The organism is Aequorivita sinensis (assembly GCF_006346335.1).
Classification (GTDB): Bacteria; Bacteroidota; Bacteroidia; order Flavobacteriales; family Flavobacteriaceae; genus Aequorivita; species Aequorivita sinensis.
Window position 1 is genome coordinate 50212 of record NZ_VDMC01000003.1, and the last position, 12410, is coordinate 62621.

The following is a 12410-nucleotide window of genomic DNA, read 5'->3' on the forward strand; positions in this document are numbered from 1 at the left end:
TTACGTTTCATTTATAAAATCATTTTAAACCCTTCAATTTCATTTTGAACATTTTGGCCGCTGAGGTGTAACCACCTTCCGTGCCATCAACAAAATGAGAATGCTTTGTTTTTCTATCTAGGACATAACAAGACATTACGGAAGCGTGGGTAATATGAATGCCAAATATGATTTTCTTTTCTTTTTCTAGTTGATTTAAGTATTCTAAAAACGCGTCTATTTTACTTTGTTCCCCAGTAAAAATTGTATTAACCTTACCGTCGAGCATAAATGTGTGTGACAACTGACTTATTTGTTGTAAATATTGTTTTCCAGTGGAAGTTATTCTTAAATATAGTGTTCCTATAAGTGTTGAAAACCAATTTTTAAATAAGTAGATCCAACTTTTATTGACGAGACTAATTTTCATTTCTTCCCAAATATTGTAAATACTATAATTCAATTTAAGATTTTGAGATTTTATAGGTTGTCTGTTTTTAAATGTGCCAAAAAGCGAGTCTATTTTGGATAGAACTTCACTATAGACTTCAATTTGAATAGCTTCGTCTGTGGCATCCAACAGTAAACAAATAACTTTATTTTTAGTTTGTGACGGATTAATTTCCTTCCACCTGCATTCCATTCCTTCTAAATTGAGAAGGTCTTTTTTAAAACTTGTAGCATTATTTTCTATAAAATTAGCTTTAATGATTTCCTCAGCTTTTTTTAAACCGTTTCCTAAAACAATGGGAATTGTTAATTGTTCAGTAAGTCGGTGTTTGGCTATTTTTATTGTAGTTTTTTGATCGTTTAACTCTTCCACTGAAATATACCCAACTCTAAGGATTAGCTTGGTTTTGCGTTTAATATGTAGTCTGTAATTTTCTAAAACAGAGGTAACTTTAGATAGAAGTGCTTTGGGGACAATAAAAGTGGAGCCATCACCTCCAAAAAAATATGGGATTTCTACATTCTTTCCCTCTTTTCTAATCGTGTTCAAAACTGAAATTATTGCTCCAGTTGCGGTCAAGTTTATTTGATGGTGTTTGCCTTCCTTAACAGCATGGGTAGAATTTTGGATGTCTACAACCACCACCTGCCAATTGCTAGGAACATTAGAAAAACTAGATTCACTAGCCAATAGCTCTATAAGCGATTCATTAGAACTTTTTAATCTTGCATAGAATTTTAAATCGTTCATTTAGTCTTTGGGGTTATGTTAAGGTGGCTAATTACTATTTTTGGTTCATTTTATACTTTCAAACTTCATCTTCATCTTCATATTCATCTTCGTTTTCAATTTCAATTTCAATTTCGTTCTCAAACCCTACTGATACCCCGCTGCCTGCAACTTAAACAACTCCGAGTACAATTTAGGGTTTGCCATTAACTCCTCGTGAGTGCCTAGCTCTAATACTTGGCCGTTTTGCAACACCAAAATTCGGTCTGCCATACGTACTGTGCTAAACCGATGGCTGATAATAATGCTAGTTTTTCCTTTGGTAAGTGCTATAAATCGTTCAAAAACATCGTATTCTGCTTGTGCATCAAGAGCACTAGTGGGTTCGTCAAGTACCATAATATCGGCGTCTTTCATATAGGCGCGAGCGAGGGCTACTTTTTGCCATTGTCCGCCGCTCAGTTCTTGCCCTTGATAGAAACGTCTTCCAAGGCGTTGTTCTAAACCGTCTTCCATTTCGCTTACAACTTGTTCTGCTAAACTTTTACTGGCGGCGTAACCAATGGTTTCATCATTATCGATTTCAGAAATGTTCCCTACAGCAATGTTTTCACGAAGGGTAAATTCATATTTAAAGAAATCCTGAAAAATCACTCCAAATCGATTTCGGTATTCGTCAACATCAAACTTATTGATGTTTATTCCATCTAATAATATTTCACCTTTTGTAGGTTCATAAAAACGTAGAAAAAGTTTTATAAGTGTTGTTTTACCAGCTCCATTTTGCCCTACAAAAGCCATTTTTTCTCCTGCCTTCATAGTAAAAGTAACACCTTTTAGCACTTCAGTTTTACTGCCAGGATAAGCAAAATGTAAATCGTTTATTTGAAAACCTTGTGTAATGGTTTCGGGAATAGGTGTTTTGGCTTCGGAAGTTTGTTCGATTTTTAAATCTAAGAAATCGAAATAATCCTGAAGGTATAACGCGCTTTCCGAAATACGAGTAAATCGTGAGAAAAAGCCTTGTAGGTTGTTGCGTAGTCTGTTGAATGATCCAGAAAGGAAAGTAAGTTCCCCGATTGAAATAACTCCAGTAAGTACTCTTAAAATAATATAAACATAGGCGCCATAATAACTCAATATCCCTAGAATGTTGAACAGAGAACCGTATAAACTTTGTTTCAACGAAAGTTTTTTATTGAGGTGATAATATTCATTGGAAAGATCTTTAAATCGCTCAGCAATAAAATCAGTAAGTCCAAAAAGTTTAACCTCCTTAGCAGTTTGATTGTTAGCTCCAATAAATCGTAAATAGTCTAATTCTCTTCTTTCTGCGGTCCAACTTCTAGCAAGTGAATAGCGGGTACTGCTAAATTTGGCTTCGTTAATAAAAGATGGAATAATACTAAGTATAAGAATTAGAATTAATATAGGTTCAAAATATACCAATCCTGCTATTAATGAAAATATTGAAATTACACTTTCAGCCTGTCCTAAAGCGTTACTCATTAATTCAACTCTGCTGTTGGTTTGGGTTCTAGCACGTTCTAGCTTGTCGTAAAACTCAGGGTCTTCTAGTTGGGCAATAGTTAGTTCGGCAGTTTTTCGGATTATCTTTTCGGAAGAATCGTTGGAGTAGAGGTCTCCTAAAAGTCCATCGGTTAGATTTATCAACCTACCCAACAAATCTGAAAGCACTACCACGGCAAATTCAATAAGCACCAAATTCCATAATTGAGTAAAATCTTTATCCTCTAACGAAACTTGAAGTATGATTTCATCAATAATCATTTTACCTACCCAAAGAATTACAACAGGAGTAAAAGCATTAATTAACCTACTGAAGATATTAAGTAAGAAAAGTTTCGGACTACTTTTAAATATTTCTCTAAAAAATCTAGGAATCGTTTTTAGTGCTTTGAAGGAGTCTTTAACGCTAGTTTTTTCTTTCTTATCGGTTATAGATTTTGGGATTCGTCTTGCCATTTATTTTTAATTCTGAATTAAGAAGTATGAATTCATAATTTTTAAAATACAAAGCTATTCTAAATTATACAACTACTATCTTTGCGCAAAATTTAAATTTTGGCGCTTTCAGATTATACTCGCGAATTCAAATACAACACCAAACTGGCAACCCCAGTTATTTTGGGTATGCTGGGACATCAGGTGGTAGCCTTGGTAGATAATATTATGGTTGGGCAGTTGGGGAGTGCCGAACTTGCTGCTGTTTCCCTTGGAAATAGTTTTATGTTTGTAGCAATGTCCTTAGGCATTGGGTTTTCTACAGCCATAACGCCTTTGGTTGCTGAAGCTGATGGAGAAGGGAATAGAGAGAAAGGGAAATCCTCGTTTAAGCACGGACTATTTTTGTGTATTGCTTTAGGGATTGCCTTATTTGCCTTAGTGATGTTCTCAAAACCTTTGATGTATATGATGAAACAACCCCCAGAGGTTGTGGACTTAGCTATGCCGTATCTTACTTTGGTTGCTGCATCATTGGTTCCAATGATTATATTTCAAGCTTTTAAACAGTTTAGTGATGGAATGTCGATGACACGACTTCCTATGTACGCTACAATAATAGCAAACTTGGTAAACATTTTACTAAACTATATGTTCATTTTTGGAAAGTTTGGTGCACCAGAGCTAGGTGTTGTTGGTGCTGCAATTGGCACCTTGGCATCGCGTGTTGTGTTGGTAGGTTCTTTATGGTATTTGCTAAGTCGAAAAGAAAAGTCGCGCTTCTTTGTTACCGAAATTAAGATTTTCACCCTTAGTAAAGCAATGCTTAAGAAACTTTTAAACCTTGGTTTTCCTTCGGCTATGCAAATGTTTTTTGAGGTCGGGATTTTTACTTCTGCTGTTTGGCTTTCGGGAATATTGGGTAAAAACCCACAGGCTGCCAATCAGATTGCACTAAATCTTGCATCTATGACCTTTATGGTGGCAATGGGATTTAGTGTAGCCGCAATGATTCGAGTGGGTAATCAGAAAGGTTTAAAAAACTATGTGGAGTTACGTCGAGTAGCCATTTCTATCTTCCTTTTAACGTCTATTTTATCATTAGTTTTCGTAGCTGGTTTTATAATTTTTAATGGTGATTTACCAAAAATATTCCTTGATTACGATAATTTAGCACAGTTTGCCGATAACAATGAAGTAGTAATATTAGCTTCACAGTTGTTGATAATTGCTGCTATTTTCCAATTTACAGATGCGCTACAAGTGGTTGCTCTAGGAGCGTTACGCGGAATGCAAGATGTGAAAATTCCTACAGTGTTAACCTTTATATCTTATTGGATTATTGGATTCCCAGTTTCGTATTACTTAAGTATGCACACTTCCTTAGAAAGTATGGGAATTTGGATAGGGCTACTAGCTGGTCTAAGCGCTAGTGGAATTATGTTATTCATCAGATTTAACTATCTTTCGAAGAAATTAATTAGGTTGGCTGCAAAATAATAATGGTAGGAAAATGTTTAACTGAATCCTAATTAAAAAAAACCATAACTCTAAACTTATATCTAAAAATGGATTTCCCAAAATACTTACTAGGCGACAATAGCGATTACCCCAACGCAATTTTTGTGATTCACACAGAATTTCCTCGTTTTATCATAAACCTTGAAAATGATGAAGTAGAATGGCTGGAAGATTTTGACAAGGAAGATCAAAAAGAATTAGAAGCTGAAGCAGAAAACTTAATCCAAGGCGCTACCGATTTTTACGATCGTGAGATTGCCTTGTACGAAGAAGATTAATTAGCGATTACAACGGCACACGAAAATATTAAACTGTTATTTCATCCGTGGTGAAAGCGAATAGCTGAATTTTTACAAAAGAATTAAAAAAAAATGCTCGACCAATTATTAGAATACGACACCGAACTATTTTTATTTCTAAATAACCTAGGAAATACCTCTTGGGATGGGTTTTGGCGTTTTGTAACTGAAAAGTGGTCATCTATTCCTTTATACGCCGTCTTACTTTATTTAATACATAAACATTACGGATTAAAGGGAATGCTTGTAATTATAGTAAGTGTAGCCTTAATGATTACTGCAACAGACCAACTAGCCAATCTTTTTAAATACGGAATTAAACGTCCAAGACCTTGCCAAGTAGCCGAGCTTAAAGAAACTATGCGCTACGTTGCGGATGGTTGTGGAAGATATGGATACTTTTCAGCACACGCAGCTAGTTCAATGGCAGCAGCCGTATTTCTAGGATTGAGTCTGCAAAAATGGTACAAATACTTGCCTTTTCTTCTTTTAATATGGGCAATTATGACAGGATACAGCCGAATTTACCTAGGCGTTCACTATCCTTTAGATGTTATTACAGGAATGGCCATTGGTGGTCTATTAGGCTGGGGCTTTTATTTGTTGCAGCAATGGGGACAACGTAAGTTCAATACCTAAAAGATGTCAGGTTGAGCGTAGTCGGAACCTCTTTTTTACAACGAAAATTTAATTCTTGACTTTCTGTAAACCTGACAGGTTTTTAAAACCTGTCAGGTTTGAATTCGTCATTTTTTCGATACAATAAATAAATCTCTATACAATCTATTTTTGTGAGTGCGGCTGTCGGAACCTTTTGGATTCATGTCGTATCGCTCCACAAGTTCTTTGTGATAATCGGCAAAAGTATTATTGAAGTTTTCTAGATTGTTTTCAGAAACCATAACACCAAACTTGCTTTCTTCTGGAATCACAACATTATTATCTTTTTTTAAAATCGTCATCTTTTCACCGTAATCCCAAATAAGCTCCGGAGTCATATCAGAAAACTCATAAATACTTAATCCTTCAGTTTTACCAAAAGCATTTAATTCAGAAAACGATTTGTATTCAGGATTGTTTGTAATAGCATTACTTAGCGGTAGTCCAAACCAAATAACAGTAACAATAAATGCAATTGTTAAATAGAATACATTTGAAATTTTTCTTCTGAAGAGGTTTCTGAACATAAAAACTCCAATTATCAAAAGCGTTATTGAAAGAAGCACAAACCAAAGCCAATTCCCTTCAAGACCATCTTTCAGAAAAATATATCCGCCAATAGGAAAAATTATTCCTATTAAGGCAATAAGTCCGAAGTTAAAATAAACTGGAATTGTTTCTTTTTTGTCAGTTAATTCTTTAAACCTTCTGAAAAGATATTCAATATAAAATCCAGTGTTTAGCGCCATTGGAATAAGAACGGGTAATAAGTATCTCGATTTTTTTTCTGGTATTAAAGAAAGTAAGACAACTGAAATTATTGTCCACAGAAAAGTAAAGAGATAAGCTTTTTTATTGAATACGCGATTTTTTAAATAAGGATATAGTAATGCTACAAACGCTGGGATAGTCCAAACTCCACTTTGTGTAAAAAAGCTCCAATAGTAATAAAACGGTTTTATTTCGTAACTAATCCAGTTGGTAGTTTCTTTTTTGGTGATTTCTATTGCCACAGGATCAAAAGTAAGGGTGTACCAATGCCACCAACTAGAAACAATAGCTGCAACTACAATAAAAAGTAATAAAGGAATCCATCTTGATTTTAAATCTCTAAACTTATAAACTATCCCAAACGAAATTAGAAAGGGTAGAAGTAACGCATAAAATGAAACGGGGCCTTTGCTTAAAAACGAAAATCCGAAAAACAGTCCTGCTAAAAGTGCATTTCGATATTTGTGATTTCCTACACTATGTCTAGTTAAGTCTTCAGTAAAAAAGTGATACAGCATATAAATACACAACATCATAAATCCATGGGTGTAAATATCCCATTGGCCGTCGCGTGCAGATGCCACTATATAAAATGAAGTCGCCATAACAAGCGAGCTGATAAAAGAATACAGCTTTTCGGATGTAAGTTTTTGTGCAAATTTGTATGAGATTAAGACTAAAATAAGCGACATTATGGCTGCGGGAAGACGTAAAGCCCAAACTGATTTTATTCCGAAAATCGCTGCAGAAAAAGCAGTTAACCAAGTAGGTAATGGAGGTTTTTGATAACGTGGTTCTCCGTTTATTGTGGTTAGCAGCCAATTGCCATCGGTAAGCATTTCACGTGCCGTAATGAAATTGCGAGCTTCCATTATATTTACAGGCAAAGAGCCTAAATTCACAAAGAAAATGGCTGCGCAAGTAATTATAAGAAGCACTAAATAATTTCTTTCAATTTTCATTATCAACTTGTTTTTTCCAAATGAAAATATTTCGAATATAAATTACCAATCCAGCTATATGCCCAACAAATAACACAGGATCTTTTCTAAAAATGGCATAGATTAAAATTAGTGAAGCTCCGATTACGCTCATTCTCCAAAATCCAACTGGAAGTTGAGATTTTTTTGTTTTTTCTGATACTATCCATTGATATATAAACCTTAGGGTGAACAAAACCTGCGAAACAATACCAAGTAATAGTAACCAAAACGGAATATTTTGATTGTTAAAAAGCTTATTGAGGTCGTATTGGCCGTTGTTATAAGCGAATATTACAATAAGCACCGGAAATATAATTAGAAATATTTGCAGTAATTTAGGAGATTTCTGCCATTCCCCTTGTAGTTGTAAATTTCGAATATAGATGTAATAAGTGAGCGCTTGCCCTAGCATTATTGCAAAGTCGTCTCTTAGATATCCGTAAACAAAAAGTAAAAATGAAGCGAATAAACTTAGTTTCCAAAATGTGGAAGGAGTTATAATTCGTTTGCTTTTTTCAGAAAGAATCCATTGAAGTAATAGTCTTCCGCTAAAAAGAATTTGAGCTAAAAAACCAATGCTATAAATAAGCCAGCTACTCATCCTTTACTTTTAACCTCGTAATTGATGTACTTTTTTTTCATCCATAAGTACGCAAAACAATCCATTAAAGGCCCAATCAAACGATTCCATAGCCCGAATTTAGCTGTACCCGCCGTTCTAGGAAAATGCTTAACAGGTACTTGGATAATTTTTCCGTTTTGTAATAAAATCATTGCAGGTAAAAAACGATGAAGCCCTTTAAACATAGGAATACGTTTGGCGTAGTCTGTTTTTATAACTTTTAAAGGACATCCTGTATCGTCCATTCCATCGTGAGTAAATGTGCGGCGGATACCGTTTGCAATTTTAGACGACATGTTTTTTACAAACTTGTCTTTTCTATCGGCACGAACCCCAGTAACAAGATCGTACTCATCAATGTGTTTTAAAAGTAGGTTGAAATCTTCTGGGTCGGTTTGTAAATCACTGTCAATATAACCCACTAACGGACTTTCAACAGTGTCAAATCCAGCTTTAATTGCTGCGCTTAACCCTCGATTATCTTTAAAAGAAATAAAATTAAAAGCTTCATTTCTTTTACATATAGCTTCAATTAAAGTTTGACTATTATCACTTGAACCATCGTTGACAAACAGTATGGATGTTTTTTTAGAAGCGATTTTGGTATATGCTAATAGTTCCTTTTCAACTCTCTCTAAGTTTTCTTCCTCGTTATAAACGGGTACAATGATTGTGAATTCGTACATGCAATAAATTGAAAAGATTTCTGCAAATGTAAGTTTTTAGTTGAGAAGTTTATAGGTTTATTAGTTGATGAATACCAAGTATAGTCAAAATATTACTTTGTTTAATGAAAGTAAAGTTGCGAAAGGTAAAAGTGTTTGTTTAAAAAGATGTTATTTTGCAAGGAAAAGAAAAGTGTAAACAAGCCTTTAAAGTAGTAAAAAGAGATTTAAATATTTTACTTGTTGTGGTTTGTGATTTTCTTCAGTCTTGATTGAAAATTAAATAAATGAAAATACTTGTTACGGGAGCTGCCGGGTTTATAGGTTCACATACTGCAGAAAGATTGAAGGCTGTGGGTCATGATGTAATTGGAGTTGATAATTTTTCACCTTATTACGATACGCAGTTAAAAGAGTTAAATGCAAAAGCCTTAGCGGGAAAAAATATTGAAGTTCTAAAACTAGACCTACGAACTGATGATTTAAGCAGTAAAATCCCTGAAAACTTAGATTATATATTTCATTTTGCTGCACATCCAGGCATATCAAATACATCCACTTTCGAAGATTATTTTAGTAATAATATTTTAGCAACTCAGCGCTTATTAGAATTTACTGAAAGTTTACCACAAAAACCTTTTTTTGTAAATATTGCTACTTCATCAATATACGGACTTGAAGCTACCTTTCCTGAAACAACTACAGCAAAACCTGCATCTTGGTATGGTGTTACAAAATTAGCTGCGGAGCAATTAGCTTTGGCAAAAAGCCGTGAAAAGAAGTTACAAGCAACTTCTCTAAGATTATTTTCGGTATATGGACCTCGCGAAAGACCTGATAAACTTTACACAAGGTTAATAGATTGTGCTTTAAATAAAAAACCGTTTCCTCTATTTGATGGGAGTGAAAAACACCTTCGTAGTTTTACTTATGTGCAAGACATTGTTGACGGAATTATAAGCGTTATCGGTAAAGAAGATGTTTGCAATGGGGAGGTTTTCAATTTAGGAACTGAAACAGAAAGTACAACTGCTGATGGAATTTCGACGGTTGAAGATATTCTTCAAGAAAAAATAAATTTTGAAAAGAAACCACCTCGTACAGGGGATCAATCGAGAACTAAGGCTAATATCGATAAGGCAAGAAATCTTTTAGATTACAATCCAAAAACAGATTTACGCAAAGGCTTAGAAGCTCAAGTTGAATGGTTTAAAAAGAATTTTAAGTAAGATTATTTTAGATTTAGTAACTTTTCAGCAGCTTCAAAAGGGGTTGTTCTATTTTCATCAATAGCGATTAATTGCTTTTCTAATTCAATTTTAATTGAAGGTCTAGCATAAAAATCACTTTTCAACCTACTTTCAATAGTTTGCATAAGCCAGAATTTGTTCTGTTCTTTTCTTTTATGTTGAAAATATCCGTTTTCCTGAGTTTTTTCGAAATAGTTAGAAACAACTTCCCAGATTTCCTCAATGCCTTCGTTATTCAATGCGCTAGACAAAAGAGTTTTTGGATTCCATCCACTTTCTTTGGGAGGGTAGAGGTGTAGGGCGCGGTTAAATTCATTTTTAGCCATCTTGGCGGCCTTGAGATTTTCCCCATCAGCTTTATTAATCACAATAGAATCTGCCATTTCCATAATACCGCGTTTAATTCCTTGTAATTCATCACCTGCACCAGCGAGTTTTAGTAGTAAGAAGAAATCGGTCATAGAGTGAACTGCTGTTTCACTTTGTCCAACACCAACAGTTTCAATTAAAATAACATCAAAACCTGCAGCTTCACATAAAATAATTGTTTCTCGCGTTTTTCTCGCTACGCCGCCTAAAGTGCTTCCACTTGCCGAAGGTCGAATAAACGCATTAGGCTCTTTAACCAATTCTTCCATTCGGGTTTTATCACCTAGAATACTTCCTTTGCTAATACTACTACTAGGATCTACCGTAAGTGCTGCAACTCTTTTGCCTTTGGAAATTAATAACTTTCCGAAACTTTCAATAAATGTGCTTTTTCCAACCCCTGGAACTCCTGTAATTCCAACACGGATTGATTTATTTGCGTGAGGCAAAGACTTTTCAATTAGCGTTTTAGCTAGGAGTTGGTGTTTTTCAGCCTTGCTTTCAATTATAGTAATTCCTTGGCTTAAGGCAGTTTGATTTCCATTTAAAATTCCTGAAACCAAACCCTCAACTGTTAATTCTTTCTTTTTTCGAGCACGAAGTTTATTTACAACCTCCATATTCAATGTATTAGGTTGTGGAACGCCTTTTTTCTCTTTTAAAGCACTTGTATTTTTTATCTTTTTAGCCACACTGTGAATTTAGGACAAATTTATGAATATGTTTTTTTAAAAACGGGTTTAACGTAGTATATTGGAATTTAATATTAATAAAAATTCAAAGAAATGAAAAAGTTATATGAAGCCTCATCTACAGCAGTAGGAGGAAGAAAAGGTCATGTGTCCTCAGAAGATAAAAAGATAGATTTAGAACTTTCAACTCCTAAAGGTCTAGGTGGCGACGGTGGAAAAGGAACTAACCCTGAGCAGCTATTTGGAAGTGCTTATGCAGCTTGCTTTGGTGGAGCACTACAATTAGTAGCTGAGAGAGAAAAAGTTGAACTTGATGGAGATGTGAGCGTAACTGCAAATATTGAAATTGGTATGACAAAAGAAAACAACCTTCAGCTAAAGGCTACTTTAGATTGTTATATACCAGGAGTGGATGTTAAGACAGGAGAAGACTTAGTGAATAAAGCTCACGAAGTATGTCCTTATTCTAGAGCAACCCGTGATAATATTACTGTAACTTTGAATTTGTTGTTAGACGAATAAGAATAAAATTTTAGCAATAAAAAAAAGCCCTGATTTTCAGGGCTTTTTTTATTACATTGCTTTAAGATTAATGACTTTGCCATCATTTTTTCCTTTATTCTCGTCTTGAGGCTGTTCTTCTTTTTTGCCTTCAATAAATGGACATTTCTTTGTGTGTTGTTTAGCTTGTTTTATATACCATTCTAACTGATACTTGTGTTTTTCAAGTAACTCAAGAATACCATCTGGTAATTCTCTTCGCTCTAAAAGTTCGTCGTATCGTTTAATGTTATTACGATCTCGGCTAATACAAGAGTTTACAATTGATTCAGCGTGAAAATTTTCTAAAGCTTCTTTTATTTCTTGCCAAGTACGGTCTAAATTACCCTTGTTAGAATCTTCTTTCAAAGGTTCGATATCACGGGAGTGAAGTTCGTTGCTGATATCATGACTCATCCTGTTTCTCTCAACAGCCATATAGTTCAAAAACCGCTTTAATTCCGTAGTTTGAGCATCTTGAGCAGCATTGTAATACAACTTTTCTGCTTCAAAACATGCCACCAGTAAACGGTTAAGTTTATCGAAGTCTGCGTATTTCTGTTTCATATTTTTTCGATTTTATCAAAGTTAATATAAATAAGCGGTATTTGAAATTTTATATCTTAAATGTTTTGTAATATTATCTTATTTTTATTATAAAAAATTCAATTATTTTAACGTTTTTTATGAGTATCTGTTAGAGGTATTAAGAGGTTCCTGTTTTTTGTGTAAATTTTTGATTTAAAATTTTTCAAAAAAAATAAAATATTCGATTTATTGCTATTTCAAAGATCATCTGCTAATGGCTTTTTATTGATTTATCTATACCAAAAAAGATGTCATTTATAGGAAGTTTTTATTCCTATAAGAGCGTCTTATAAAAGGAGAATAAATAAGCCTCTTTTTAAAATTTA

Annotated in this window: 12 protein-coding genes; 5 read left to right on the plus strand and 7 right to left on the minus strand. The window is 34.2% G+C overall.

What is annotated here, in order from left to right; translation table 11 throughout:
• Positions 1-19: 19 nt before the first annotated feature.
• Entirely contained in the window at positions 20-1180 is a 1161-nt protein-coding gene (locus FHP04_RS05950) for a DUF3095 family protein (RefSeq protein WP_139855087.1), read from the minus strand.
• A gap of 126 nt (positions 1181-1306) precedes the next feature.
• Positions 1307-3145 (minus strand): ABC transporter ATP-binding protein, encoded by a 1839-nt coding sequence (locus FHP04_RS05955; protein ID WP_139855088.1) that lies wholly within the window; start codon positions 3143-3145, stop codon positions 1307-1309.
• Positions 3146-3244: 99 nt separating this feature from the next.
• On the opposite strand from FHP04_RS05955, the gene FHP04_RS05960 reads away from it, so the two are divergent.
• The 3 genes from FHP04_RS05960 to FHP04_RS05970 all read left to right on the plus strand — a co-directional run bounded on the left by FHP04_RS05960 (position 3245) and on the right by FHP04_RS05970 (position 5583).
• A complete protein-coding gene (locus tag FHP04_RS05960) occupies positions 3245-4624 on the plus strand; it encodes an MATE family efflux transporter (protein WP_139855089.1) in 1380 nt (459 codons plus the stop codon).
• A gap of 68 nt (positions 4625-4692) precedes the next feature.
• The gene (locus FHP04_RS05965) at positions 4693-4923 is read left to right on the plus strand and encodes a hypothetical protein (protein WP_139855090.1); all 231 of its coding nucleotides are present in this window, start codon (positions 4693-4695) and stop codon (positions 4921-4923) included.
• A 93-nt stretch (positions 4924-5016) separates the two neighbouring features.
• Positions 5017-5583 (plus strand): phosphatase PAP2 family protein, encoded by a 567-nt coding sequence (locus FHP04_RS05970; RefSeq protein WP_139855091.1) that lies wholly within the window; start codon positions 5017-5019, stop codon positions 5581-5583.
• A gap of 107 nt (positions 5584-5690) precedes the next feature.
• On the opposite strand, the gene FHP04_RS05975 is transcribed toward FHP04_RS05970, so the two are convergent.
• The 3 genes from FHP04_RS05975 to FHP04_RS05985 are packed head-to-tail and all read right to left on the minus strand — an operon-like array spanning position 5691 to position 8666.
• The gene (locus tag FHP04_RS05975) at positions 5691-7337 is read right to left on the minus strand and encodes an ArnT family glycosyltransferase (protein WP_139855092.1); all 1647 of its coding nucleotides are present in this window, start codon (positions 7335-7337) and stop codon (positions 5691-5693) included.
• On the minus strand, positions 7327-7959 hold the full coding sequence (locus tag FHP04_RS05980) for a lipid-A-disaccharide synthase N-terminal domain-containing protein (RefSeq protein WP_139855093.1): 633 nt from the start codon (positions 7957-7959) through the stop codon (positions 7327-7329). The genes FHP04_RS05975 and FHP04_RS05980 overlap by 11 nt, the downstream gene beginning before the upstream one ends.
• The gene (locus FHP04_RS05985) at positions 7956-8666 is read right to left on the minus strand and encodes a glycosyltransferase family 2 protein (protein ID WP_139855094.1); all 711 of its coding nucleotides are present in this window, start codon (positions 8664-8666) and stop codon (positions 7956-7958) included. The genes FHP04_RS05980 and FHP04_RS05985 overlap by 4 nt, the downstream gene beginning before the upstream one ends.
• Before the next feature lie 266 nt (positions 8667-8932).
• Between FHP04_RS05985 and FHP04_RS05990 the strand changes: the two genes are divergently transcribed.
• Positions 8933-9874, plus strand: coding sequence for an NAD-dependent epimerase/dehydratase family protein (locus FHP04_RS05990; RefSeq protein WP_139855095.1), 942 nt, complete (start codon positions 8933-8935; stop codon positions 9872-9874).
• Between the two features lie 2 nt (positions 9875-9876).
• Here the strand turns inward: FHP04_RS05990 and meaB are convergent, their stop codons facing one another.
• On the minus strand, positions 9877-10956 hold the full coding sequence (gene meaB, locus FHP04_RS05995) for a methylmalonyl Co-A mutase-associated GTPase MeaB (protein ID WP_139855096.1): 1080 nt from the start codon (positions 10954-10956) through the stop codon (positions 9877-9879).
• A 93-nt stretch (positions 10957-11049) separates the two neighbouring features.
• Here meaB and FHP04_RS06000 point away from each other — a divergent pair, with 93 nt between their 5' ends.
• Positions 11050-11478 carry an organic hydroperoxide resistance protein gene (locus FHP04_RS06000; RefSeq protein WP_139855097.1) on the plus strand — a complete coding sequence of 143 codons (429 nt, stop codon included), beginning with the start codon at positions 11050-11052 and terminating at the stop codon, positions 11476-11478.
• A 51-nt stretch (positions 11479-11529) separates the two neighbouring features.
• Here the strand turns inward: FHP04_RS06000 and FHP04_RS06005 are convergent, their stop codons facing one another.
• The gene (locus FHP04_RS06005) at positions 11530-12063 is read right to left on the minus strand and encodes a DUF2383 domain-containing protein (RefSeq protein WP_139855098.1); all 534 of its coding nucleotides are present in this window, start codon (positions 12061-12063) and stop codon (positions 11530-11532) included.
• Between the last annotated feature and the right edge of the window lie 347 nt (positions 12064-12410).

Coding starts and splice junctions, on each gene's coding strand:
- FHP04_RS05990 (WP_139855095.1), top strand. CDS start 8,933: ATGAAAATACTTGTTACGGGAGCTGCCGGGTTTATAGGTTCACATACT.
- FHP04_RS05975 (WP_139855092.1), bottom strand. CDS start 7,337: ATGAAAATTGAAAGAAATTATTTAGTGCTTCTTATAATTACTTGCGCA.
- FHP04_RS05955 (WP_139855088.1), bottom strand. CDS start 3,145: ATGGCAAGACGAATCCCAAAATCTATAACCGATAAGAAAGAAAAAACT.
- FHP04_RS05950 (WP_139855087.1), bottom strand. CDS start 1,180: ATGAACGATTTAAAATTCTATGCAAGATTAAAAAGTTCTAATGAATCG.
- FHP04_RS05985 (WP_139855094.1), bottom strand. CDS start 8,666: ATGTACGAATTCACAATCATTGTACCCGTTTATAACGAGGAAGAAAAC.
- FHP04_RS05965 (WP_139855090.1), top strand. CDS start 4,693: ATGGATTTCCCAAAATACTTACTAGGCGACAATAGCGATTACCCCAAC.
- FHP04_RS06000 (WP_139855097.1), top strand. CDS start 11,050: ATGAAAAAGTTATATGAAGCCTCATCTACAGCAGTAGGAGGAAGAAAA.
- FHP04_RS05970 (WP_139855091.1), top strand. CDS start 5,017: ATGCTCGACCAATTATTAGAATACGACACCGAACTATTTTTATTTCTA.
- FHP04_RS05980 (WP_139855093.1), bottom strand. CDS start 7,959: ATGAGTAGCTGGCTTATTTATAGCATTGGTTTTTTAGCTCAAATTCTT.
- FHP04_RS06005 (WP_139855098.1), bottom strand. CDS start 12,063: ATGAAACAGAAATACGCAGACTTCGATAAACTTAACCGTTTACTGGTG.